The 23,414-nt window shown below is 48.8% G+C and carries 26 protein-coding genes; 24 read left to right on the top strand and 2 right to left on the bottom strand.

The features are described 5' to 3' along the window. Positions 1 to 289: 289 nt before the first annotated feature. The 23 genes from AC6R03_RS18035 to glmU all read left to right on the top strand — a co-directional run bounded on the left by AC6R03_RS18035 (position 290) and on the right by glmU (position 20,515). Positions 290 to 1,036, top strand: coding sequence for an amino acid ABC transporter substrate-binding protein (locus AC6R03_RS18035; RefSeq protein WP_334555525.1), 747 nt, complete (start codon positions 290 to 292; stop codon positions 1,034 to 1,036). A gap of 103 nt (positions 1,037 to 1,139) precedes the next feature. Further along, positions 1,140 to 1,811: an amino acid ABC transporter permease gene (locus AC6R03_RS18040; RefSeq protein WP_334555526.1), complete on the top strand. Its 672-nt coding sequence runs from the start codon at positions 1,140 to 1,142 to the stop codon at positions 1,809 to 1,811. Continuing rightward, positions 1,808 to 2,545 (top strand): amino acid ABC transporter ATP-binding protein, encoded by a 738-nt coding sequence (locus AC6R03_RS18045; RefSeq protein WP_487902959.1) that lies wholly within the window; start codon positions 1,808 to 1,810, stop codon positions 2,543 to 2,545. Before AC6R03_RS18040 ends, AC6R03_RS18045 begins: the two co-directional genes overlap by 4 nt. A 257-nt stretch (positions 2,546 to 2,802) precedes the next feature. Next, a complete protein-coding gene (gene rpmH, locus AC6R03_RS18050) occupies positions 2,803 to 2,937 on the top strand; it encodes a 50S ribosomal protein L34 (protein WP_005378825.1) in 135 nt (44 codons plus the stop codon). Between the two features lie 42 nt (positions 2,938 to 2,979). Then, positions 2,980 to 3,303 (top strand): ribonuclease P protein component, encoded by a 324-nt coding sequence (gene rnpA, locus AC6R03_RS18055; RefSeq protein WP_334555528.1) that lies wholly within the window; start codon positions 2,980 to 2,982, stop codon positions 3,301 to 3,303. Next, a complete protein-coding gene (yidD, locus tag AC6R03_RS18060; RefSeq protein WP_334555529.1) occupies positions 3,270 to 3,527 on the top strand; it encodes a membrane protein insertion efficiency factor YidD in 258 nt (85 codons plus the stop codon). The genes rnpA and yidD overlap by 34 nt, the downstream gene beginning before the upstream one ends. Positions 3,528 to 3,529: 2 nt before the next feature. Next, positions 3,530 to 5,149: a membrane protein insertase YidC gene (yidC, locus tag AC6R03_RS18065; protein WP_500630503.1), complete on the top strand. Its 1,620-nt coding sequence runs from the start codon at positions 3,530 to 3,532 to the stop codon at positions 5,147 to 5,149. Positions 5,150 to 5,280: 131 nt separating this feature from the next. Then, positions 5,281 to 6,642, top strand: a complete 1,362-nt coding sequence (mnmE, locus tag AC6R03_RS18070) for a tRNA uridine-5-carboxymethylaminomethyl(34) synthesis GTPase MnmE (protein ID WP_334555531.1) — start codon at positions 5,281 to 5,283, stop codon at positions 6,640 to 6,642. A 51-nt stretch (positions 6,643 to 6,693) separates the two neighbouring features. Further along, entirely contained in the window at positions 6,694 to 7,128 is a 435-nt protein-coding gene (gene mioC / locus AC6R03_RS18075; RefSeq protein ID WP_500630502.1) for an FMN-binding protein MioC, read from the top strand. A gap of 466 nt (positions 7,129 to 7,594) precedes the next feature. After that, a complete protein-coding gene (mnmG, locus tag AC6R03_RS18080; protein ID WP_500630501.1) occupies positions 7,595 to 9,493 on the top strand; it encodes a tRNA uridine-5-carboxymethylaminomethyl(34) synthesis enzyme MnmG in 1,899 nt (632 codons plus the stop codon). Then, positions 9,490 to 10,122, top strand: a complete 633-nt coding sequence (gene rsmG, locus AC6R03_RS18085) for a 16S rRNA (guanine(527)-N(7))-methyltransferase RsmG (protein WP_500630500.1) — start codon at positions 9,490 to 9,492, stop codon at positions 10,120 to 10,122. Before mnmG ends, rsmG begins: the two co-directional genes overlap by 4 nt. A 14-nt stretch (positions 10,123 to 10,136) precedes the next feature. Beyond that, positions 10,137 to 10,910 (top strand): ParA family protein, encoded by a 774-nt coding sequence (locus AC6R03_RS18090; RefSeq protein WP_334555535.1) that lies wholly within the window; start codon positions 10,137 to 10,139, stop codon positions 10,908 to 10,910. 21 nt (positions 10,911 to 10,931) lie between these two features. Continuing rightward, on the top strand, positions 10,932 to 11,834 hold the full coding sequence (locus AC6R03_RS18095; RefSeq protein WP_500626268.1) for a ParB/RepB/Spo0J family partition protein: 903 nt from the start codon (positions 10,932 to 10,934) through the stop codon (positions 11,832 to 11,834). Between the two features lie 142 nt (positions 11,835 to 11,976). Further along, positions 11,977 to 12,381, top strand: coding sequence for an ATP synthase subunit I (locus tag AC6R03_RS18100; RefSeq protein ID WP_334555537.1), 405 nt, complete (start codon positions 11,977 to 11,979; stop codon positions 12,379 to 12,381). Beyond that, the gene (gene atpB / locus AC6R03_RS18105; RefSeq protein ID WP_334555538.1) at positions 12,374 to 13,198 is read left to right on the top strand and encodes a F0F1 ATP synthase subunit A; all 825 of its coding nucleotides are present in this window, start codon (positions 12,374 to 12,376) and stop codon (positions 13,196 to 13,198) included. The genes AC6R03_RS18100 and atpB overlap by 8 nt, the downstream gene beginning before the upstream one ends. A gap of 42 nt (positions 13,199 to 13,240) precedes the next feature. Beyond that, the gene (atpE, locus tag AC6R03_RS18110) at positions 13,241 to 13,459 is read left to right on the top strand and encodes a F0F1 ATP synthase subunit C (RefSeq protein ID WP_334555539.1); all 219 of its coding nucleotides are present in this window, start codon (positions 13,241 to 13,243) and stop codon (positions 13,457 to 13,459) included. Between the two features lie 73 nt (positions 13,460 to 13,532). Next, positions 13,533 to 14,003, top strand: a complete 471-nt coding sequence (gene atpF / locus AC6R03_RS18115) for a F0F1 ATP synthase subunit B (protein WP_487902952.1) — start codon at positions 13,533 to 13,535, stop codon at positions 14,001 to 14,003. Between the two features lie 15 nt (positions 14,004 to 14,018). Continuing rightward, positions 14,019 to 14,549, top strand: a complete 531-nt coding sequence (locus tag AC6R03_RS18120) for a F0F1 ATP synthase subunit delta (RefSeq protein ID WP_487902951.1) — start codon at positions 14,019 to 14,021, stop codon at positions 14,547 to 14,549. An 18-nt stretch (positions 14,550 to 14,567) separates the two neighbouring features. After that, positions 14,568 to 16,109 (top strand): F0F1 ATP synthase subunit alpha, encoded by a 1,542-nt coding sequence (gene atpA / locus AC6R03_RS18125; protein WP_500626267.1) that lies wholly within the window; start codon positions 14,568 to 14,570, stop codon positions 16,107 to 16,109. Between the two features lie 35 nt (positions 16,110 to 16,144). After that, positions 16,145 to 17,011, top strand: a complete 867-nt coding sequence (gene atpG, locus AC6R03_RS18130; protein WP_334555543.1) for a F0F1 ATP synthase subunit gamma — start codon at positions 16,145 to 16,147, stop codon at positions 17,009 to 17,011. 30 nt (positions 17,012 to 17,041) lie between these two features. Next, positions 17,042 to 18,445, top strand: a complete 1,404-nt coding sequence (gene atpD, locus AC6R03_RS18135; RefSeq protein WP_500630499.1) for a F0F1 ATP synthase subunit beta — start codon at positions 17,042 to 17,044, stop codon at positions 18,443 to 18,445. Between the two features lie 22 nt (positions 18,446 to 18,467). After that, positions 18,468 to 18,899, top strand: a complete 432-nt coding sequence (locus AC6R03_RS18140; RefSeq protein WP_487902950.1) for a F0F1 ATP synthase subunit epsilon — start codon at positions 18,468 to 18,470, stop codon at positions 18,897 to 18,899. 254 nt (positions 18,900 to 19,153) lie between these two features. Then, the gene (gene glmU / locus AC6R03_RS18145) at positions 19,154 to 20,515 is read left to right on the top strand and encodes a bifunctional UDP-N-acetylglucosamine diphosphorylase/glucosamine-1-phosphate N-acetyltransferase GlmU (protein WP_500630498.1); all 1,362 of its coding nucleotides are present in this window, start codon (positions 19,154 to 19,156) and stop codon (positions 20,513 to 20,515) included. A 50-nt stretch (positions 20,516 to 20,565) separates the two neighbouring features. On the opposite strand, the gene AC6R03_RS18150 is transcribed toward glmU, so the two are convergent. Further along, entirely contained in the window at positions 20,566 to 21,306 is a 741-nt protein-coding gene (locus tag AC6R03_RS18150; protein WP_500630497.1) for an amino acid ABC transporter permease, read from the bottom strand. Between the two features lie 142 nt (positions 21,307 to 21,448). Here AC6R03_RS18150 and AC6R03_RS18155 point away from each other — a divergent pair, with 142 nt between their 5' ends. Then, a complete protein-coding gene (locus AC6R03_RS18155) occupies positions 21,449 to 22,171 on the top strand; it encodes a transporter substrate-binding domain-containing protein (protein WP_500630526.1) in 723 nt (240 codons plus the stop codon). Positions 22,172 to 22,233: 62 nt separating this feature from the next. On the opposite strand, the gene fadA is transcribed toward AC6R03_RS18155, so the two are convergent. After that, positions 22,234 to 23,409 carry an acetyl-CoA C-acyltransferase FadA gene (fadA, locus tag AC6R03_RS18160; protein WP_334555551.1) on the bottom strand — a complete coding sequence of 392 codons (1,176 nt, stop codon included), beginning with the start codon at positions 23,407 to 23,409 and terminating at the stop codon, positions 22,234 to 22,236. Positions 23,410 to 23,414 lie beyond the last annotated feature (5 nt).

Below are 23,414 nucleotides of genomic sequence, written 5' to 3' on the forward strand. Positions count from 1 at the left end.
GGTGAGATCATCACACCCTGCCCCATTTTTACCCACACATTGATCCACAATGGCGCAATGATCGCAGGATCGTCGATCTGGTGATAACTCTGTGAATGAATAGTTTCACAGCGATCATATTTTGCGGATCTCGGCGCCAGAAGTCGCCCCAACCCCATCAATAGAGCGTCAATGATTATCCACAGCTATAATCTTATTCCGCATCCATCTAGATTATGGCAACTTGTTATTTATCTAAATGACAAGGATGACAGTAGTATTTCTCCCTATAAATTTTAGGAGTTGTAAAATGAAAAACTGGATTAAAGCGGCTGTTGCCGTTATCGCACTTTCTGCTGCCACCGTTCAAGCTGCGACTGAGGTCAAAGTGGGTATGTCTGGCCGTTACTTCCCGTTCACCTTCGTTGAGCAAGACAAGCTGCAAGGCTTTGAAGTGGATCTATGGGATGAGATTGGCAAACGTAACGACTATCAAGTGGAATACGTGACCGCCAACTTCTCAGGTCTGTTTGGTCTGTTAGAGACGGGCCGCATCGACACCATCTCAAACCAGATCACCATGACAGAAGCGCGCCAAGCGAAATACCTGTTTGCTGACCCATACGTCGTAGATGGTGCGCAAATCACCGTGCGTAAAGGTAACGACGACATCCAAGGCGTGGAAGATCTCGCAGGTAAAACCGTTGCGGTGAACCTAGGTTCAAACTTTGAGCAACTGCTACGCAGCTACGACAAAGACGGCAAAATCAACATCAAAACCTACGACACAGGTATCGAACACGATGTGGCACTAGGCCGCGCGGATGCGTTTGTTATGGACCGTCTCTCTGCACTTGAGCTGATCAAAAAAACGGGCCTACCGCTACAATTAGCCGGTCAGCCGTTTGAAACCATTCAAAACGCATGGCCATTTGTGAACAATGAGAACGGCCAAAAACTGCAAGCAGAAGTGAACAAAGCACTGGCAGAAATGCGTGCTGACGGTACACTAGAGCAAATTTCTCAAAAGTGGTTTGGCGCTGACATTACTCAGTAATCGGCTCCGCCTCCATAAATCCGTTTCGGATTGACGAAAAAACCCACTGCTCTCTTGCTTGCAGTGGGTTTTGTTTTTCTCGCCTTAGTCATTGGGATACGTAATGGGATTCGACTTTAATTACATGCTCAACCTGATGCCAATACTGCTCAAGTACCTTGGCACCACCATGGAAATGGCCACTTGGGGTTTGGTGTTTTCACTAATTTTAGCCGTGATATTGGCCAATATTCGCGTATTTCGCGTCCCAGTGCTCGATCAGTTGAGTCAGCTCTATATCAGCTTCTTCCGTGGTACGCCGCTGTTGGTGCAGCTGTTTCTTCTTTATTATGGCCTGCCACAAATTTTTCCTTTATTGGTGGGACTCGATGCCTTTAGCGCCGCAGTGATTGGCTTAACGCTCCACTTTGCCGCCTATATGGCAGAGAGCATTCGCGCCGCCATCATCGGCATCGATCGCAGCCAAATGGAGGCGAGCTTGTCGGTGGGTATGACGACACCTCAAGCCATGCGCCGCATTATTTTGCCGCAAGCAACGCGCGTAGCGCTGCCATCGCTGATGAACTACTTTATCGACATGATCAAATCGACCTCGCTTGCTTTTACCCTTGGCGTGGCCGAGATCATGGCCAAAGCGCAGATGGAAGCGTCATCCAGTTTTCGTTTTTTCGAAGCGTTTTTGGCGGTTGCGCTGATTTACTGGGGCGTGGTGGTCATTTTGACCCGCGTGCAGATTTGGGCAGAAGCGAAACTCAATAAGGCGTACGTACGATGATTACACTGACCAATATTCATAAGCGCTTTGGTGACAGCGAAGTACTCAAAGGGATTGATCTCAGCATCAAACAGGGCGAAATCATCGTAATCATCGGCTCAAGTGGTACCGGCAAATCGACGCTGCTGCGCTGTGTGAATTTCCTTGAGAATGCCGATCAAGGCACCATCACTATTGATGATGTTACGGTCGACAGTGCCAAACACACCAAATCGGACGTGTTAGCCCTAAGGCGCAAAACCGGCTTTGTGTTTCAAAACTACGCGCTGTTTGCACATATGACCGCCAGACAAAACATTGCCGAAGGGCTGATTACCGTACGTGGCTGGAAAAAAGAGCAAGCGCTGGCTCGCGCGCAGCAAATCCTCGACGATATTGGCCTTAGTGACAAAGGCGACAGCTACCCAGCGGCCCTCTCTGGTGGTCAGCAGCAACGGGTCGGCATTGGTCGAGCGATGGCGCTGCAACCGGAACTGCTGCTGTTTGATGAACCCACCTCAGCCCTCGACCCTGAATGGGTGGGTGAGGTATTACAACTGATGAAAGATCTCGCCACCAAGCACCAAACCATGCTGGTGGTCACTCATGAAATGCAGTTTGCAAAAGAAGTGGCGGATCGCGTGATCTTTATGGCTGAAGGCCATATTGTTGAGCAGGGATCGCCAGATGAACTCTTCAATCACCCACAAGATCCAAGGCTGAAGAAGTTCTTAAGACAGGTAGGCGCTGAGTAACTATCGCTGAAAGGGATCACCGGTAAACAGCGACAAGGATCGCCGATAAGGATCCTTTGATCCTTGAGATTTTGCTCACACTACGTATAATCCCCCGGCGCGGAATTTCATCATTGACTCTTAATGTGACAGTGATTACAATTCCGCCTCTTTGTTGAGAGGCGTCGGTTTGTCCTCCTTATCTTAATAAAGAAGACACTTTGACCCACGCCGGGTTAACATCGACCTAAAACTACTGATCAGTAAAGGTAATTATCATGAAACGCACTTTTCAACCTACAGTTCTAAAGCGCAAGCGTACTCACGGCTTCCGTGCTCGCATGGCAACTAAGAACGGTCGTAAAGTAATTAATGCACGTCGTGCTAAAGGCCGTGCGCGCCTGTCAAAATAATTTTTTATTTTGAATACGTACGCGTTCAATCGGGAGTTACGTTTGTTAACTCCCGAGCATTATCAAAATGTCTTCCAGCAAGCTCACCGAGCTGGCTCACCTCATTTCACCATCATTGCCCGTAACAATACCCTTTCCCATCCAAGACTGGGACTTGCGGTACCTAAAAAGCAAATCAAAACTGCCGTTGGCCGCAATCGCTTTAAACGCCTTGCTCGCGAAAGTTTTCGTAACAAACAACACCAACTTCCTAATAAAGATTTTGTTGTTATTGCCAAGAAAAGCGCGCAAGATCTCAGCAATGATGAAATTTTCGCCCTGTTTGATAAATTATGGCAGCGTCTGTCTCGCCCTTCACGTGGCTAGCCATCGGGCTGGTCCGTCTCTATCAAGGCCTGATTAGTCCTCTTATTGGGCCGCGCTGTCGTTTTACTCCAACCTGTTCTACCTATGCCATTGAAGCGTTGAAAGCTCACGGTTTTGTAAAAGGGTGTTGGTTATCAAGCAAACGTCTATTAAAATGCCACCCTTTGAATGAAGGTGGCTATGACCCCGTTCCACCAGCCCAAACACAAGACAGAGATAAATAACGATGGATTCTCAACGTAATATCCTGTTAATCGCGCTAGCACTGGTTTCTTTCCTCTTGTTCCAACAATGGCAAGTCGCAAAGAACCCAGCACCGCAGCCGGTTGAGCAGGCACAATCAAGCAGTACTTTACCTGCACCATCTTTTGCAGATGAGCTTGATCCCGCGCAATCCCAACAAACTTCGGCTAGCACCGTCACTATTACTACCGACGTACTCACGTTAGCGATAGATACTGCAGGAGGTGACGTTGTTAGTGCCCACCTAAATCAGTACCAAGCGGAACTGGAATCTGAAGAGTCGTTTGTGCTTTTGAAGCAAGAGGGACGTCAACAGTTTATTGCTCAAAGTGGTTTGTATGGACCACAAGGGATAGATAAACCCACCGGTCGCGCCACATATAGCTCCGACGCTTCTAACTATTCATTAGCCAGTGGTGACGATGAAATCCGGGTTCCACTCACCTACATTGAAAATGGCATTACCTACACCAAAACATTCGTACTCAAACGTGGTAGCTATGCGGTTGACGTCGAGTTTGAAGTAAACAACCAATCGGGTCAAAATGCGGCTTTAGGTATGTATGCTCAATTGAGTCAAACTTTATCTGACAGCGGCGGCAGTCTAACCATGCCAACCTATGCAGGTGGCGCGTACTCTACTCAAGATAAAAAATACGAGAAGTACAGTTTCGATGACATGCAAAAACGCGATCTTGCGTTGAACTTAAACAATGGTGAAGGCTGGGCTGCGATGATTCAGCACTATTTTGCTGTTGCTTGGGTTCCACGCAACGAAGTCAATACTAAACTGTACACCAAGCAAAACCCATCAACTCAGCTCGGTTTTATTGGTGTCAATACACCACTGAAAACTATCGCTAACAACGAACAAGCACTCTTTGAAGCGACACTATGGGTGGGTCCAAAACTGCAAGACGCAATGGCAGAAACGGCACCTAACCTAGACTTGGTGGTCGATTACGGTTGGCTATGGTTCATCGCTAAGCCACTGCACTCTTTGCTCTCTTTCATTCAGAGCTTTGCGGTGAACTGGGGTGTCTCTATCATGATCCTCACGTTCATTGTCCGTGGTGCCATGTACCCACTGACCAAAGCCCAATACACCTCAATGGCGAAAATGCGCATGCTCCAACCTAAGCTGCAAGCGATGCGTGAGCGTATTGGTGATGATCGCCAGCGCATGAGCCAAGAGATGATGGAGCTGTATAAGAAAGAGAAAGTGAACCCACTGGGTGGCTGTTTACCGCTTATCCTTCAGATGCCTATTTTCATCGCACTTTATTGGGCATTAATGGAATCTGTTGAACTTCGCCATGAAGAATTCTTATGGCTGAAAGACTTGGCAGCGATGGACCCATACTACATCTTGCCGCTACTGATGGGTGCGTCGATGTTCCTCATCCAGAAGATGAGCCCAACCACAGTGACAGACCCAATGCAGCAGAAGATCATGACCTTTATGCCGGTGATGTTTACCTTCTTCTTCCTGTTCTTCCCGTCTGGCCTAGTACTTTACTGGTTGGTTTCGAACGTGGTAACACTTATCCAGCAAACGCTCATTTACAAGGCGCTGGAGAAAAAAGGCTTACATTCGAAGTAACAGCTAAGCATCATCAAAAGGCGGCCAAAAGGTCGCCTTTTTGTTTTGCGCTGTTTACAATTTGCTGACGACCATTGCGCCATACAGATTCAGCGCCTAATTCGCTGTTTATTGACCATAGAGATAATCTTATGACCACAGAGACCATCGTAGCCCAAGCCACCGCCCCAGGCCGAGGCGGTGTCGGCATCATTCGCGTGTCAGGCCCGCTTGCCGAGCAAGTGGCTATCGCGGTGACCGGCAAATCACTGCGTCCTCGCTACGCCGAATATTTGCCGTTTATGGCCCAAGATGGCAGCCAACTAGACCAAGGCATTGCACTCTATTTCCCCAATCCCCACTCGTTCACGGGCGAAGATGTCCTTGAACTGCAAGGGCATGGCGGCCCTGTTGTGATGGACATGCTGATAAAACGCATCGTCGATATTCCGGGGATTCGCATCGCACGCCCAGGGGAATTTTCCGAGCGCGCGTTTTTAAATGACAAGCTCGATTTGGCGCAAGCCGAAGCGATCGCCGATTTGATTGATGCGAGCTCAGAAGAAGCGGCTAAATCGGCGCTCCAATCGCTTCAGGGCGCGTTCTCGGGCCGAATTAATACCCTGGTCGAGTCACTGATTCATCTGCGTATCTACGTTGAAGCCGCGATTGATTTCCCCGAGGAAGAGATCGATTTTCTCGCCGATGGTAAAGTCGCCGCCGATCTACAAACCATCATCGACAACCTAGAAGCTGTGCGCAAAGAGGCCAACCAAGGCGCCATCATGCGTGAAGGGATGAAAGTGGTGATCGCTGGTCGACCTAACGCCGGTAAATCCAGCCTACTCAATGCGCTATCAGGCAAGGAATCTGCGATTGTGACCGACATTGCAGGCACAACGCGTGACGTGCTGCGCGAGCACATCCACATTGACGGCATGCCTTTGCACATTATTGATACCGCTGGGCTGCGTGATGCGTCGGATGAAGTGGAAAAAATCGGTATCGAGCGCGCTTGGGATGAAATTGCCCAAGCGGATCGCGTGCTATTTATGGTCGATGGCACCACCACCGACGCCACCGATCCCAAAGAGATTTGGCCGGATTTTGTCGATCGCCTGCCCGACAGCATCGGCATGACCGTGATCCGCAATAAAGCCGATCAAACAGGCGAGGAACTTGGGATCTGCCATGTGAACACACCGACGCTGATCCGCTTGTCCGCAAAAACGGGCGCTGGCGTCGATGCACTGCGCACTCACCTGAAAGCCTGTATGGGCTTCTCCGGCAGCAGTGAAGGTGGCTTTATGGCCCGCCGCCGCCATCTCGATGCACTCGCCAAAGCGGCTGAGCACCTCGATATCGGTCAGCAGCAACTTGAAGGCTACATGGCCGGAGAAATCCTCGCAGAAGAGCTGCGTATCGCTCAGCAGCATCTCAATGAGATCACTGGCGAATTCAGCTCTGATGACCTACTAGGCAGAATTTTCTCTTCATTCTGTATCGGTAAATAACTCACAATGCGCGGCACACGGTCGCGCTTTTTATTGGCGTAAGGAAAACCCATGATCCACATAATAACAGGCAGTACCTTAGGCGGAGCCGAATACGTGGGCGATCACCTCAGTGATCTGCTGATTGAACAAGGCTTTGAAACCACAATCCACAACCAACCGGTTCTGAATGAGATAGAGGCACAAGGCACTTGGCTCATCATCACTTCAACCCACGGTGCGGGCGAATACCCAGACAACATTCAGCCCTTTATTGCCGCGCTGCAAAACACGCCGCCAAATATGGCGAACGTCAACTATGCGGTGATCGCGATTGGTGATTCGAGCTACGATACCTTTTGCGCTGCAGGCCAACATGCCTACGCCCTATTGGAAGACATAGGTGCAACGCCGCTCGCGGAGTGCGTGACGATTGATGTCCTTAGCCATGACGTACCAGAAGATGCTGCACAGGCCTGGCTAGAAACTCATATCGACCGTTTCTGATCCCCCTTCTCGGCCAGTATTGTGCGCAGTATTGGCCGATGTTCACCTCACCTTCTCTTTTCCTCTCGTACTGTTCGCTGCTTTTTTAGCCAAAACATCTGTGGATAACTAAAATGATATCCCGTTATCTTCCTTTAGTTATCCAAATAACAACTTTTACCTTTGCCAACCCCTGTGTATAACCATCGATTTTGATCCCAGGTAATCCTCGATCTGATCAAGGTAAGATCACATGATATGATCATAAAAAGATCCATGATCTTGTTGATCATTTTTTAGTTATCCACAGAGATCGTCGATCCTAATAGTAGATCTAATAAAAGATCATATATATAGATCTTATATATATAAGAGTTTCAGCCCTTTAAGACAAAAGCGTCAAAAGCATTTTCTCTCCCTTGGAAAGAAGGTAGAATAACGCTCTTTTAACTTTTCTATTGCTTGATTGAATACCTGAGGTCAGTTCATGCTTTATCACGAAAACTTTGACGTCATCGTTGTCGGTGGCGGTCATGCAGGAACGGAAGCCGCCCTCGCGTCTGCACGTACAGGTCAAAAGACGCTGTTGCTGACGCACAATATCGACACCCTAGGACAGATGTCATGTAACCCTGCCATTGGTGGGATCGGTAAAGGCCATCTTGTCAAAGAGGTCGATGCAATGGGCGGTTTGATGGCACAAGCCATCGACCACGCAGGTATTCAATTTCGTACACTCAACGCTTCCAAAGGCCCAGCGGTACGCGCCACTCGCGCTCAAGCGGATCGTGCTTTGTACAAAGCGTATGTTCGCCATGCGTTGGAAAATGCGCCAAACCTAACCCTATTCCAACAATCGGTGGATGACCTGATTGTTGAAAACGAAGTGGCGGTGGGTGTGGTGACTCAAATGGGTCTCAAGTTTCGCGCCAAAGCAGTGGTACTTACCGTCGGGACATTCCTAGGTGGCAAGATCCACATTGGCATGGAAAGCGCTTCTGGTGGCCGCGCTGGGGATCCACCATCGATCGCGCTTGCGGATCGTCTGCGTGAATTACCGTTTCGCGTTGATCGTTTGAAAACCGGTACGCCTCCGCGCATCGATGCACGCAGTGTGGATTTCTCACAGCTAGAAGTGCAACACGGTGACAACCCGACCCCGGTATTCTCGTTTTTAGGTGATCGTCGCCAACATCCGGCGCAAATCCCGTGTTACATCACGCACACCAACGAGAGCACCCACGAAGTGATCCGCAACAACCTCGATCGTAGCCCAATGTACGCCGGGGTGATTGAAGGGATTGGGCCACGTTACTGTCCGTCGATTGAAGACAAAGTGATGCGTTTTGCGGATAAGAACAGCCACCAGATTTTCATTGAGCCGGAAGGCTTGACGACACACGAACTCTACCCCAATGGTATTTCCACCAGCTTGCCGTTCGATGTTCAGGTTCAAATCGTGCGTTCAATGAAAGGGTTTGAAAACGCGCACATCGTGCGTCCGGGATACGCAATCGAATACGATTTCTTCGACCCACGCGATCTCAAGCAAACCTATGAAACCAAATTTATCTCTGGTCTGTTCTTTGCGGGCCAGATCAACGGTACCACCGGTTACGAAGAAGCGGCGGCACAAGGTTTGATGGCCGGTTTGAACGCCAGTTTGCACAGCCAGGGCAAAGAAGGTTGGAACCCACGACGTGACCAAGCCTACATGGGCGTGTTGATTGATGACCTCTCGACCATGGGCACGAAAGAACCTTACCGTATGTTCACCTCACGTGCCGAGTACCGTTTGCTGCTGCGTGAAGACAACGCCGATCTGCGTTTGACCGAAAAAGCACATGAATTGGGCTTGGTGAGTGAGGCGCGTTGGACGCGATTCAATCAAAAGATCGAGCAGATGGAAAAAGAGCGTCAGCGCCTACAAGATATCTGGATCAACCCGAAATCGGCGGGGATCGATGCGCTGAACGATCTACTGAAAACTCCGTTAGTGCGTGAAGCAAGCGGTGAAGATCTTCTTCGTCGCCCTGAAATCACCTATCAGCAGCTGACCTCGCTAGAGACCTTCCAGCCTGCGCTGGATGATCAGCAAGCGGCAGAGCAAGTGGAGATACAAGTCAAGTACGAAGGTTACATCAAGCGTCAGCAAGACGAGATTGAGAAATCATTGCGTCATGAACACACCAAGTTGCCGCTCGATTTGGATTACCGACAAGTGAAAGGTTTGTCGAACGAAGTGATTGCCAAGCTGTCAGAAGCCAAACCTGAGTCGATTGGTATTGCTTCTCGTATCTCAGGTATTACGCCAGCCGCGATCTCCATTTTGTTGGTGCATTTGAAAAAGCACGGTATGTTGAAAAAAGGTGAGGAAGCGGCATGAGCGCACTACGTGACAAACTCGATGCGCTGATCGCGACCACTGACTTGCAGGTCTCTGATGCACAACGCGAGCAGTTGGTGGGCTATGTGGCAATGCTGGACAAGTGGAACAAAGCCTATAACCTGACCTCAGTGCGTGACCCGTTTGAGATGTTAGTTAAACACATCTTGGATAGCATTGTTGTGAGTACTCACTTAGTTGGTGAGCGCTTTATCGATGTCGGCACTGGCCCAGGATTGCCAGGGATCCCCTTGGCGATCATGCACCCAGACAAAACCTTTTATTTGCTCGACAGTCTCGGCAAACGCATTCGCTTTATCAAACAAGTGCTGCATGAGCTGGGGATAAAAAACGTGACGCCGATTCAAAGTCGCGTCGAAGAGTTTCAACCAGAAGAGAAGTTTGACGCTGTTCTAAGTCGCGCATTCGCTTCTATGGTAGACATGGTCAGTTGGTGTCATCACCTTCCAAAAGCGGAGTCAGGCGTGTTTCTGGCGCTGAAAGGTCAATTGCCTCAGGATGAGATTGAACAATTGCCCGACTGGTGTTCTGTGAGCGAGATCAAAGCTTTGAATGTTCCAGAGTTGGAAGGCGAGCGTCATCTAGTAATCTTATCGCGCAAGGATTAATAGCGAGGTTCACTGTGGGAAAAATCGTAGCAATTGCTAACCAAAAAGGTGGCGTGGGTAAAACAACGACCTGTGTCAACTTAGCCGCATCTATGGCTGCGACTAAGCGCAAAGTGTTGGTCATTGACCTCGACCCACAAGGAAACGCAACCATGGCAAGCGGTGTCGATAAGTACCAAGTCGACGCCACGGCCTATGAACTGCTGGTTGAAGACGTACCGTTCGAAGAGGTGGTCTGTCGTAAGACATCTGGCAATTACGATTTGATCGCGGCTAACGGTGATGTCACCGCCGCAGAAATCAAATTAATGGAAGTGTTTGCCCGCGAAGTGCGTCTCAAGCACGCCTTATCCTCCGTTCGTGATAACTATGATTTCATCTTTATCGATTGTCCTCCGTCGCTAAACCTTCTTACAATCAATGCTATGGCTGCAGCTGATTCCGTCTTGGTTCCGATGCAGTGCGAGTATTTCGCGTTAGAAGGGTTAACGGCATTGATGGATACGATCAGCAAGCTCGCTGCTGTCGTCAACGAAAATCTAAGAATCGAGGGCTTGTTACGCACCATGTATGACCCGCGTAATCGCCTCTCGAATGAAGTGTCCGATCAACTCAAAAAGCACTTTGGCAACAAAGTGTACCGCACTGTTATTCCCCGAAATGTTCGCTTGGCCGAAGCGCCGAGTCATGGCAAACCTGCCATGTATTACGACAAGTATTCAGCGGGCGCAAAAGCGTACCTTGCCCTTGCTGGAGAAATGCTTCGCCGCGAAGAAGTACCCGCATAATCAACCGAAGGATTCCGTCTTATGTCTAAACGTGGTTTAGGTAAAGGGCTTGACGCTCTGCTATCGACCAGCTCACTGGCGCGTGAGAAACAGCAAAGTGCGCTCAATAGCCAAGCGTTGTCGTCCGATGGGCATTTGACTGAACTGAGTATCAATGCGTTACAACCGGGCGTGTATCAGCCCCGCAAAGAGATGGAGCCTGAAGCGCTCGAAGAGTTGGCCTCATCGATAGAGTCGCAAGGGATTATCCAGCCGATTGTTGTGCGTCAGGTAGAGGCGGACAAATACGAAATCATCGCTGGTGAACGTCGCTGGCGTGCGGCGCGTAAAGCGGGCCTTAAGCAAGTGCCTTGCGTGGTCAAAAATGTCGAAGACCGTGCGGCGGTTGCGATGGCATTGATTGAAAACATTCAGCGCGAAGACCTCAATGCAATTGAAGAAGCCCAAGCATTGGAGCGTCTTCAAGACGAATTTGAATTGACTCATCAGCAAGTGGCGGATGCGATTGGCAAGTCACGCACCACTGTGAGTAACTTGTTAAGACTCAACCAGTTAGACAATGAAGTGAAAGCCTTGATGTCGGCCAAATTGATTGAGATGGGCCATGCTCGCGCGTTACTGGCGTTAGAAGCCACGCAGCAAGTGGCTCTCGCCAATCACGTTGCCAAGAAAAAACTGACGGTGCGTCAAACAGAAAACTTAGTAAAAAAGACGCTCCAGGGCGAAGTTGAATCAACCACGCCAAAACCAGAAATTGATAACACGACGGAGTTGTCGTTAAAGCATTTGTCTGAACAATTAAACACAAAAGTTGCCCTACAAATGTCAACAAAAGGCGATGGTAAAATTGTCATCAACTTTGCAGACAATGAGCAACTTCAATCGATGTTAAAACAACTACAAAACATCGATTCCGCTTCCTAGCTCACACTTCCTAGTAGGAATAAAGCTTATCACCGAAGCAATTATTGTGTTTTTGGGTAAGAACTATATAATTTTCGTGCTTTTTTTCACCATGCATTGACTGTGATCAATGCGGTGTTAGATACAGAAACAGGTGCTTTTGATGTTTAGTGCAAATCGAAGCAAGCAAGGAAGAGCTGCTTTTAGACTCGTCCACCTCCAGCTGATATTTGTGCTCCTCATCGGGAGCTTGGCTTATGTGATGATCAGCCCTGAAACGGCTCGCTTTGTTTTAAAAGGCGGCTTTATCGCGGTGATGGGTAATTACATTTATGCCCTGTTTACGTTTTTCCCTAAACCAGGGTCCGATGGGAAAGTTCTTCTTGGCTTCCTGATGGTGGGATGGGCGTTAAAGCTGGTGTTTACCATAGTGATGTTTGTGTTGGTGTTTTCTGTCAACGAGTTCCTCAAACCAGGGGCGTTCTTTACAGGTTACAAGCTCACACTGCTGATCTTCTGGTTATCACCAATTTTATTTTTTCATAAAAATGGGATTAACCATGGCTGATACTCCGCAGGAATATATTCAGCACCACCTAACCAACGCGAAGATTTGTGTGGTTGATGGTGGCGTAGCAACCAACTATGGTTGTGCCGACGCTGGGTTCTGGACCTTACATTGGGATTCATTGTTGTTCTCTGTTGGTCTAGGTGCACTATTTTTGTGGTTGTTTTATCGTGTCGGAAAAAATGCAACCACAGGCACGCCTGGTAAGCTGCAATGTTTTATCGAAATGGTCGTAGAGCAAGTCGATGCCATTGTAAAAGATGCTTTCCATGGTCGTGATAAATTAGTCGCACCACTAGCTCTCACCTTGTTTGTGTGGATTTTCCTCATGAACTTGATGGATCTAGTACCCGTTGACTTTATTCCTCATCTAATGGGGGCGGCTGGCTTTGAGTACTTTAAGATCGTACCAACGGTTGACTTAAACATCACGCTAGCACTTGCATTAGGTGTCCTAGTACTGACGGTGGTTTACTACATCAAGTACAAAGGATTTAAAGGATTTGTGAAAGAATTTACGCTTCACCCAATTAACAATAAAGCGTTAATTCCTTTCAACTTAGTTTTGGAAAGTGTCTCATTGCTGGCTAAGCCGGTGTCTCTTTCTTTACGTCTTTACGGCAACATGTACTCGGGCGAGTTGATCTTTATTCTGATCGCTGTGACCTACGGTGCTGGTGTTGTATTGGGTGGATTAGGTGTCGTCGCGCACGTCATTTGGGCAATCTTCCACATATTAGTAATTGTTTTACAAGCCTTCATTTTTACAATGCTGACTGTTGTTTACCTCAGCATGGCAAGTAACGATTCACATTAATTTTTACCTAACTTTTTTATCAAATCTGATTTGGAGATAATTATGGAAATTTATTTGGTTGTAGGTCTACTACTAGGCATGTGTGCTATCGCAACAGGTTTTGGTTTCGCGATCCTTGGTGGTAAGTTCCTTGAGTCAGTTGCTCGCCAGCCTGAAATGGCGCCTGTTCTACAAACCAACATGTTCATCATCGCGGGTCTATTGGATGCGGTTCCAATGATCGGTGTTGGTATCTCTATGTACATGCTATTCGCACTGTAATAGACCTCTCTTATTCATTCATGATACGTCGTTTCGATGTTTCGAAACTAAGAATAGGTAAAGGAGGGTCATTGTGAATATCAATGCTACTCTGCTGGGACAAGCAATAGCATTTCTAATTTTTGTGTGGTTCTGCATGAAGTTCGTGTGGCCACCATTAATTGCTGCTATTGAAGAACGCCAAAAGAAGATCTCTGAAGGTCTAGAGTCGGCTGCACGTGCGGACAAAGCGTTAGAGCTTGCCAAGCACAATGCGGCAGACCAGCTGAAAGACGCGAAGAAACAAGCATTAGAAATCATCGAGCAAGCGAATAAACGCAAAGCTCAGATTTTGGATGAAGCCCGCAACGAAGCTACTGTCGAGCGAGATCATATTCTTTCTCAAGGTAAAGCTGAGCTGGAAGCAGAAACATTGCGTGCGCGCAATGAGCTGAAGAAAGACGTGGCGAGCTTAGTGATTCTTGGCGCAGAGAAAGTGATCGAGCGTTCTATTGATCCAGCTGCACATCAAGACATCCTTGATAGTATTTCAGCAAAACTATAACAAGAGGGCATCAGTATGTCGGATTTGACAACTATTGCTCGACCATATGCTAAGGCTGCATACGGCTTTGCGAGTGATAATAGTGCCATTGAACAATGGTCACAGATGCTTGCATTTGCCAAAGAGATGTCTTCAGTAAAAGAGCTAAAGACCGCTGCTTTGAGTTTGCAGCCTGAGCAACTAGTGCAATTGTATGTTGATGTTGGCGGGGAATACTTTGATGAACCCTTTCAAAACTTTTTGAAAGTGGTGATCGAGAATCGTCGCACCTCAGCGTTAAGTGATATTTATCAGCAGTACAAGAAACTGGCAGACAAGGCTTCAAACACGAAAGAGGTGACGGTTACGACGTCTACTGAATTGTCTGAAGCGCAAAAGTCGCAGCTTATCGCCAGCCTTGAACAGCGTTTTGGTGGCACAGTGAAATTAAACTGTATCGTTGATGCGCACTTGATCGGCGGCGCGGTTATCCGTGATGGCGATACTGTGTTGGATAACTCACTCGTTAGCCGTTTAACTCGTCTTAAAGACGTTATTAAGTCTTAAATTAGGGGAATTGGAGCAATGCAACTTAATTCCACGGAAATTAGCGAACTGATTAGACAGCGCATTGAAAAATTCAATGTCGTGTCTGAAGTTCGTAATGAGGGTACGATCGTCTCTGTAAGTGACGGTATTCTCCGCATTCACGGTCTTGAAGATGTGATGCAAGGTGAAATGATCGAGCTTCCAGGTGATCGTTTTGCATTGGCATTAAACCTAGAGCGCGACTCTGTTGGTGCTGTAGTGATGGGCCCGTACGCAGACCTTAAAGAAGGGATGAAAGTGACGGGTACTGGACGCATCCTTGAAGTACCTGTAGGCCCTGAGCTGCTTGGCCGTGTGGTTAACACACTGGGTCAACCAATTGATGGCAAAGGTCCTATCGATGCGAAACTGAGCTCACCAGTTGAAGTGATTGCACCAGGTGTTATCGACCGTAAATCGGTTGATCAGCCTGTTCAAACCGGTTACAAGTCTGTTGACTCAATGATCCCAATCGGTCGTGGTCAGCGTGAGCTTATCATCGGTGACCGTCAGACTGGTAAAACGGCGATGGCGATCGATGCCATCATCAACCAGAAAGACTCGGGTATTTTCTCTATCTACGTAGCGATTGGTCAAAAAGCATCGACCATTGCTAACGTGGTTCGCAAACTAGAAGAGCACGGCGCACTGCAGAACACGATTGTTGTCGTAGCATCGGCTTCTGAATCTGCAGCGCTTCAATACCTAGCGCCATACGCAGGTTGTGCGATGGGTGAGTACTTCCGTGACCGCGGTGAAGATGCACTGATTGTTTACGATGACCTGTCTAAACAAGCGGTTGCTTACCGTCAGATCTCTCTACTCCTAAAACGTCCACCAGGCCGTGAGGCTTTCCCGGGTGACGTATTCTACCTCCACTCACGTCTACTAGAGCGCGCTGCGCGAGTAAACGAAGAGTACGTAGAGCGTTTCACCAACGGTGAAGTGAAAGGTAAGACAGGCTCTTTGACTGCGCTACCTATCATCGAAACTCAAGCGGGTGACGTATCGGCATTCGTACCGACCAACGTAATCTCGATTACCGACGGTCAGATCTTCCTACAAACTGAACTGTTCAACGCGGGTGTACGCCCAGCGGTTGACCCAGGTATCTCAGTATCTCGTGTAGGTGGTTCGGCTCAGACGAAAATCATCAAGAAACTGTCAGGTGGTATCCGTACTGCATTGGCGGCATACCGTGAATTGGCAGCCTTTGCTCAGTTCTCATCGGATCTTGATGCAGCGACCAAACGCCAGCTAAATCACGGTCAGAAAGTGACTGAATTGATGAAGCAGCAGCAGTACGCGCCAATGTCAGTGTTTGACCAAGCATTGTCTATTTTCGCGGCGGAACGTGGCTATCTCGATGATATCGAGCTCAACAAAGTCCTCGACTTTGAAGGTGCTCTACTATCGTATGCTCGTGCTCAGCATGCAGATTTTGCAGCTGAGATCGACAAGTCTGGCGCTTACAACGATGAAATCGAAGCTCAACTGAAAGCCTTGGTTGATGATTTCAAAGCAACCCAAACTTGGTAATTACAAGCAAGTTTTGTAATTAACGGAGAGTAACGATGGCCAATACAAAAGAAATTCGTAGCAAGATTGGTAGTGTCAAAAGCACTCAAAAAATCACGAAAGCGATGGAAATGGTAGCGGCTTCCAAAATGCGTCGTACGCAAGATGCAATGGAAGGCCCTCGTCCTTACGCTGAAATAATACGTAAAGTCATTGGTCATTTAGCGCACGGTACCTTGGAATACAAACATCCATTCCTTGTAGAACGTGGCGCTAAGCGCGTTGGGTATATTGTGGTATCGACCGATCGTGGTCTTTGTGGCGGCTTGAACATTAACTTGTTCAAGCAAGCCGTCAAGGAGATGAACGATTGGTCGAATCAAGGTGTAGAGATTGAGCTGGCAGTGATCGGTTCAAAAGCCACATCTTACTTCAATAGCATAGGTGCGAAGATTGTCGCTCAAACCTCAGGTTTGGGAGACACGCCATCATTAGATGATCTGATCGGTTCTATCAAAGTCATGCTTAAGAAGTATGAAGAGGGTGAAATCGATCGCTTGTACCTAGTGTTCAATGAGTTTGTGAACTCAATGACACAGCAACCCAAAATTGATCAATTAATACCTTTGCCTAAGTCCATGAGTGACGATGAGTCGTTCAAGCATGCGTGGAGCTATATGTTTGAGTCAGACCAAAAGGTTCTGCTCAATACCTTGATGTCTCGTTATATCGAGTCTCAGGTGTACCAGGCTGTGGTTGAAAACTTAGCGTGCGAAATGGCTGCTCGTATGATTGCTATGAAAGCAGCATCTGACAATGCTGGAAACTTGATCGATGAACTAGAGCTTGTGTACAACAAAGCCCGTCAAGCGGCGATTACACAAGAGCTATCCGAGATCGTTTCTGGTGCGGCAGCAGTGTAATTTAGGCAGATTAAATTTAGAGGATTAACGATGGCTACAGGTAAGATCGTACAGATCATCGGTGCGGTAGTCGACGTAGAGTTCCCACAGAGCGATGTACCAAGTGTATATGACGCTCTAAACGTTACGGACTCAAAAGAGCGTCTTGTTCTTGAAGTTCAGCAACAGCTAGGCGGTGGCGTAGTTCGTTGTATCGTAATGGGTAGCTCTGATGGTTTACGTCGCGGAGTGGAAGTGGTTAACACAGGCGCTCCAATTTCAGTACCAGTAGGTACTAAGACCCTAGGTCGTATCATGAACGTTCTAGGTGACGCGATTGACGAGCGTGGCGAAATCGGTGCAGAAGAGGTTTACTCTATCCACCGTCAAGCGCCAAGCTACGAAGAGCAATCAAACGAGACAGCGCTTCTAGAAACCGGCGTAAAAGTAATCGACCTAGTTTGTCCATTCGCTAAGGGTGGTAAAATCGGTCTATTCGGTGGTGCAGGTGTAGGTAAGACCGTTAACATGATGGAACTTATCAACAACATCGCACTACAACACTCTGGTCTTTCTGTATTCGCGGGTGTAGGTGAGCGTACTCGTGAGGGTAACGACTTCTACTACGAAATGCAGGAAGCGGGCGTAGTAAACATCGAAAAACCTGAAGAATCAAAGGTTGCGATGGTTTACGGTCAGATGAACGAGCCACCAGGCAACCGTCTACGTGTTGCACTGACAGGTCTAACGATGGCTGAGCGTTTCCGTGACGAAGGACGTGACGTTCTACTGTTCGTTGATAACATCTACCGTTACACGCTGGCGGGTACGGAAGTATCTGCACTGCTAGGTCGTATGCCTTCTGCAGTAGGTTACCAGCCAACTCTTGCAGAAGAGATGGGTGTACTTCAGGAGCGTATCACGTCAACAAAAGCGGGTTCTATCACGTCTGTACAGGCGGTATACGTACCAGCGGATGACTTGACTGACCCGTCTCCAGCCACCACGTTCGCGCACTTGGATGCAACGGTTGTACTTAACCGTAACATCGCAGCTATGGGTCTATACCCAGCGATCGACCCACTTGACTCAACGTCTCGTCAGCTTGACCCAATGGTCGTTGGTCAAGAGCACTACGACATCGCTCGTGGCGTTCAGCAGACACTTCAGCGCTACAAAGAGCTGAAAGACATCATCGCTATCCTAGGTATGGACGAGCTATCTGAAGAAGATAAGCAAGTCGTATCTCGTGCACGTAAGATTGAGCGTTTCTTGACTCAGCCTTACCACGTAGCGGAAGTCTTTACGGGTGACCCGGGTGTATACGTACCTCTTACAGAGACACTTCGTGGCTTTAAAGGTCTTCTTTCTGGTGAGTATGATGATATTCCTGAGCAGGCATTTATGTACTGCGGAAGCATCGACGACGCTCTAGAAAACGCGAAGAAGATGTAAGCGAAGACTTTAAGGAGGCGTTATGACTGCATCAGTGACCTTTAACCTAGACGTTGTGAGTGCCGAAGAGCGTATTTTCTCTGGCTATGCTCGCAGCATTCAAGTTTCAGGTGAAGAGGGTGATCTCGGTGTTTTAGCGGGTCATACTCCGTTGTTGACGCTGATTCGTCCTGGTATGGTTCGCATCGTAACAAAGAAAGGTGAGGAAGAAATTATTTACCTTTCGGGCGGTATTCTTGAAGTACAGGCTCACGATGTCACCATCTTGGCGGATACCGCTGTTCGAGGTGAAGACCTAGACAAAGCAAAAGCGGAAGAAGCAAAACAGCGTGCAGAAGAGCTGATCAACCTACCTCACGGTGACGTTGATTACGCGAAAGCTGCGGCTGAGCTGGCGAAAGCGGTCGCTCAATTGAAAGTCATTGAGCTCGTGAGACGCAGCAGCCGTCGCTAGTATGATTGTGCGTTGAATCGCTAGATAAAGCCTCGAGTTCGCTCGGGGCTTTTGTTTATTTACCGCAACCTATTTTCTCCGAGTGAAACAGTTTCGCCAACCGAGCAGAGCGCCGTGAGTTAGCCAACTTAGGTGGCGAGAAGGCTGGTGGCTGCTTAATTTTTAACGGAAAATTTTCCGATTTCATTAACTAATCGTTGATTAGTGTCTAGAATACCCCTCAAGTTTTTATGACAACGTCTATAGGTAATTTCATGAAGTTTAGCGCGGTGATTCTCGCGGCGGGCAAAGGGACTCGCATGTACTCTAACAAGCCAAAGGTACTGCATACCCTAGCGGGTAAACCCATGGTGAAGCACGTGATTGATACTTGCTCTGGGCTCGGCGCGCAAAACATCCATCTCGTCTATGGACACGGTGGCGATCAAATGCAAGCTGAACTGAGCCAAGAGTCGGTTAACTGGGTATTGCAAGCGGATCAATTAGGGACAGGTCATGCGGTGGATCAAGCGTCGGATCAGTTTCAAGATGATGAAAAGATCCTGGTGTTGTACGGCGACGTGCCTTTGATCTCGGAAGAGACCATTGAGAGTCTGCTTGATGCGCAGCCTACCGGCGGTATCGCGCTCTTGACTGTCGTCTTAGACAACCCAACAGGCTATGGCCGTATCGTCCGTAAGAATGGCCCTGTTGTGGCGATCGTTGAACAAAAAGATGCCACCGAAGAGCAGCGTCAAATCAAAGAGATCAACACAGGTGTGATGGTTGCGACAGGCGGCGATCTTAAGCGCTGGCTATCTGGCCTCAACAACCAAAACGCGCAAGGTGAATATTACCTCACCGATGTCATTGCGGCCGCGCACGACGAAGGACGCGCTGTCGAGGCCGTTCACCCAGTCAATCCTATCGAAGTGGAAGGGGTGAACGATCGCAATCAGTTGGCGCGCTTAGAACGTGCCTTCCAATCCATGCAAGCTCGCAAGCTGCTTGAACAAGGCGTGATGCTGCGTGACCCAGCACGTTTTGATTTGCGTGGTGAGCTGCAATGCGGTATGGACTGTGAGATTGACGTCAATGTTGTGATTGAAGGTAGCGTCTCTCTTGGCGATAACGTAGTGATTGGCGCTGGGTGTGTGCTCAAAGATTGCGAAATCGACGACAACACCATTGTGCGCCCATACAGCGTGATTGAAGGTGCTACGGTCGGTGAAGAGTGTACCGTTGGGCCATTTACCCGTCTTCGCCCTGGCGCAGAGCTGAAGAAAGATGCCCACGTTGGTAACTTTGTTGAAGTGAAAAACGCGCGTCTTGGTCAGGGTTCAAAAGCCAACCATCTCACTTATCTTGGCGATGCTGAGATTGGTGAGCGCACCAACATTGGCGCGGGTACGATTACGTGTAACTACGATGGCGCAAACAAGTTCAAAACCATCATCGGCAACGACGTGTTTGTTGGCTCAGACAGCCAGCTGGTGGCACCAGTGACGATTGCTGATGGCGCGACCATAGGCGCAGGCACGACGCTGACGAAAGACGTTGCACAAGGTGAGTTAGTCATCACTCGCGCTAAAGAGCGCAAGATTACAGGCTGGCAGCGTCCGGTGAAGAAAAAATAATCGTCTATGCTCAGTTTCAAAGCCGCTTCATTGAAGCGGCTTTTTTCTATCTATAAGCTTGGAATCGCAATGCGCTTTTCTAGCCAGCGCACGGCTTGAGAGACCAATAAGATAAGCAATAGATATTCGAGCACCAAGAAGGTGTATATCTCCAAAGGTAAGTATTCGGTGACCACCAGCTCGTTCGCTCTGCGGGTCAGATCGCTCAGACCAATGACACTGACCAACGAACTCATTTTGAGGATATAGACAAATTGGTTTCCCAGTGGCGGCAAAATCTGACGGAAGGCTTGTGGCAACATCACAAAGCGCATGGTCTGCCAGTAACTGAGTCCTAACGATTCAGAGGCTTCGCGTTGACCTCGGCTAATGGCTTGAATACCACCGCGAAAGACTTCCGCCATAAAGGCGCTTTCGGCGATCGTTAGGGCTATCACGCCTGCCCAGAAATGGTTTAAGGAAAGATCGAGTAAGGTAGGCATCCCATAATAGACCCACAGCAGCAAAACGAGCACCGGGACTGAGCGTACGCTTTCGACATAGAGGCGATTAAACCAACGTAACACTCTCAGGTTAGATAAGGCAGGCATCGCGACCATCAAGCCAAGGCTCATCGCGAGCACCATACTGAGCAAGGAGATCTGCACCGTCTCACCAAATCCACCCATCAAAAACAGCACATTTGCTCGGCCTTGCTCGGTGGTAGGATCGAGTACATACCATCCCCATTGATAGTCACTGCAGCCAGTCAGCAGCAGCGTAGTGATCAACACCCATACTTTAGTGGTCACATTACACCTTGTTTAGACTAGAAAATCCGTTTCTTACTGCTATGTTAACAATGAAAGTGGAATTCGTGTAATGACTAAGGACGATAAAATGAAACCGATCATCTTTGCACTGCTCATCAGCTTGTTGTCGCTCCCGCAAGCGATGGCTAAAGGCAGTCGCCTCCATCAGATTTTAGATTCAGGCGTTCTGCGTGTTGGTACGACTGGCGACTGGAATCCAATGACGATGAAAGACCCGGCGACCAATAGTTATCGAGGGTTTGATATCGATGTGACCACCGAATTAGCCAAAGACCTAGGGGTCAGTGTCGAGTTTGTCGCCACTGACTGGAAAACCTTGGTCAATGGCGTGACTGCCAACAAATATGACATTACAGGCAGTGCGTCGCTCAATATGTCTCGCGCTAAGGTAGCGGGGTACAGTCAGCCCTATTTTTATCTCGCTTTTGTCCCGGTTGTGCAGAAGAAGGATCTGGAGCGTTTCTCTGACTGGTCTGATTTTGACTCGCCTGACGTCAAAGTGGCTGCCACACTGGGTACCGTACAAGAAAAGATGGTGAAAGCGTTTTTCCCTTCTGCGCAGCACATTGTCATCGAAGCACCCGCTCGTGATTTTCAAGAGCTATTGGCGCGCCGCGCGGACGTCTCGGTGACCTCCAACGTGGAAGCTGCGACCTTGGTCGAGAAGTTTCAACAGCTGGCGATTGTGCCTGTCAAAGAGGCAAGAAAGCCCACCCCGATCGCGATGCTGTTACCCCAAGATGACCAAGTATGGATCAATTACATTAATCACTGGGTTGAGTTGAAGAAAACCCAAGGATTTTTCAAACAGACCGCCGAAAAGTGGGGGCTGAAAACACTTTAGTGTAATAGGTATAGATAGTAAAAGAGCCGCAAAGCGGCTCTTTTGACATTATTTGACACGCCTTATGGGCGTTCAAACACCGTCGCGATGCCTTGACCTAGACCGATACACATGGTCGCTAATCCGTATTTGGCGTCTTGCGCTTCCATAAGATTGATCAAGGTAGTTGAGATGCGTGAACCTGAGCAGCCTAACGGGTGACCGAGAGCGATAGCGCCGCCATTCAGGTTGACCTTTTCATCCATCACGTCCAGTAAGCCGAGATCTTTCGCAACAGGCAGAGCCTGGGCGGCGAAAGCCTCATTGAGCTCAACCACATCCATATCATCAATAGAGAGGCCAGCGCGCTTGAGGGCTTTTTGTGTTGCAGGTACAGGTCCGTATCCCATGATGGAAGGATCGCAACCGGCAATCGCCATACCTTTGATGCGAGCGCGAATGGTGAGACCAAGCTCTTTGGCTTTCTCCTCACTCATGATCAACATGGCTGAGGCGCCATCAGACAGGGCGGAAGAGGTGCCTGCAGTGACGGTACCGTTGGCAGGGTCAAACACGGGGCGCAACTGAGACAGACCTTCGACCGAGGTTTCTGGACGAATTACTTCATCAAAGTCGAGGGTAAACAGTGTGCCGTCTGCGGCGTGACCTTCGGTTGGAAGAATCTCGTTCTTAAAACGGCCTTCGACCGTGGCTGCGTGAGCTCTTGCGTGCGAACGTGCCGCGAACGCATCTTGCTGCTCACGACTGATCTGGTGCAGTTTGCCGAGCATCTCCGCGGTGAGACCCATCATACCCGCCGCTTTCGCTACGTGTTTTGACATGCCTGGGTGAAAGTCGACGCCATGATTCATTGGAACGTGCCCCATGTGCTCGACACCACCAATCAGACAGATCTCTGCATCGCCTGTCATGATGGCGCGCGTGCCATCGTGCAGCGCTTGCATTGAGGAGCCGCACAGACGGTTAACCGTCACGGCACCAATCTCAATCGGCAGCCCTGCGAGGAGCGCGGCGTTACGGGCAATATTGAAGCCTTGCTCAAGGGTTTGTTGCACACAGCCCCAGTAAATGTCTTCAATCTCGCTTGGGTTCACCTGCGGGTTACGGGCCAAGATGCCTTTCATTAAATGTGCCGATAAATCTTCTGCACGCGTATGGCGGAATGCGCCGCCTTTTGAACGTCCCATCGGAGTACGTAGACAATCGACAACGACAACGTTTCTAGTGTGGGTAGTCATGCTGA

The organism is Vibrio sp. R10-SG-ISO4, assembly GCF_059834135.1.

Excerpts from the sequence above, each read along its gene's own strand:
- fadA (WP_334555551.1), bottom strand. The coding sequence starts at position 23,409 with ATGACTACCCACACTAGAAACGTTGTCGTTGTCGATTGTCTACGTACT.
- AC6R03_RS18100 (WP_334555537.1), top strand. The coding sequence starts at position 11,977 with ATGTTTAGTGCAAATCGAAGCAAGCAAGGAAGAGCTGCTTTTAGACTC.
- rpmH (WP_005378825.1), top strand. The coding sequence starts at position 2,803 with ATGAAACGCACTTTTCAACCTACAGTTCTAAAGCGCAAGCGTACTCAC.
- AC6R03_RS18155 (WP_500630526.1), top strand. The coding sequence starts at position 21,449 with ATGGCTAAAGGCAGTCGCCTCCATCAGATTTTAGATTCAGGCGTTCTG.
- AC6R03_RS18120 (WP_487902951.1), top strand. The coding sequence starts at position 14,019 with ATGTCGGATTTGACAACTATTGCTCGACCATATGCTAAGGCTGCATAC.
- atpB (WP_334555538.1), top strand. The coding sequence starts at position 12,374 with ATGGCTGATACTCCGCAGGAATATATTCAGCACCACCTAACCAACGCG.
- atpE (WP_334555539.1), top strand. The coding sequence starts at position 13,241 with ATGGAAATTTATTTGGTTGTAGGTCTACTACTAGGCATGTGTGCTATC.
- mnmE (WP_334555531.1), top strand. The coding sequence starts at position 5,281 with ATGACCACAGAGACCATCGTAGCCCAAGCCACCGCCCCAGGCCGAGGC.
- mioC (WP_500630502.1), top strand. The coding sequence starts at position 6,694 with ATGATCCACATAATAACAGGCAGTACCTTAGGCGGAGCCGAATACGTG.
- atpD (WP_500630499.1), top strand. The coding sequence starts at position 17,042 with ATGGCTACAGGTAAGATCGTACAGATCATCGGTGCGGTAGTCGACGTA.
- yidC (WP_500630503.1), top strand. The coding sequence starts at position 3,530 with ATGGATTCTCAACGTAATATCCTGTTAATCGCGCTAGCACTGGTTTCT.
- AC6R03_RS18040 (WP_334555526.1), top strand. The coding sequence starts at position 1,140 with ATGGGATTCGACTTTAATTACATGCTCAACCTGATGCCAATACTGCTC.
- atpG (WP_334555543.1), top strand. The coding sequence starts at position 16,145 with ATGGCCAATACAAAAGAAATTCGTAGCAAGATTGGTAGTGTCAAAAGC.
- AC6R03_RS18140 (WP_487902950.1), top strand. The coding sequence starts at position 18,468 with ATGACTGCATCAGTGACCTTTAACCTAGACGTTGTGAGTGCCGAAGAG.
- rsmG (WP_500630500.1), top strand. The coding sequence starts at position 9,490 with ATGAGCGCACTACGTGACAAACTCGATGCGCTGATCGCGACCACTGAC.
- yidD (WP_334555529.1), top strand. The coding sequence starts at position 3,270 with ATGGCAGCGTCTGTCTCGCCCTTCACGTGGCTAGCCATCGGGCTGGTC.
- AC6R03_RS18045 (WP_487902959.1), top strand. The coding sequence starts at position 1,808 with ATGATTACACTGACCAATATTCATAAGCGCTTTGGTGACAGCGAAGTA.
- AC6R03_RS18095 (WP_500626268.1), top strand. The coding sequence starts at position 10,932 with ATGTCTAAACGTGGTTTAGGTAAAGGGCTTGACGCTCTGCTATCGACC.
- atpA (WP_500626267.1), top strand. The coding sequence starts at position 14,568 with ATGCAACTTAATTCCACGGAAATTAGCGAACTGATTAGACAGCGCATT.
- AC6R03_RS18035 (WP_334555525.1), top strand. The coding sequence starts at position 290 with ATGAAAAACTGGATTAAAGCGGCTGTTGCCGTTATCGCACTTTCTGCT.
- mnmG (WP_500630501.1), top strand. The coding sequence starts at position 7,595 with ATGCTTTATCACGAAAACTTTGACGTCATCGTTGTCGGTGGCGGTCAT.
- glmU (WP_500630498.1), top strand. The coding sequence starts at position 19,154 with ATGAAGTTTAGCGCGGTGATTCTCGCGGCGGGCAAAGGGACTCGCATG.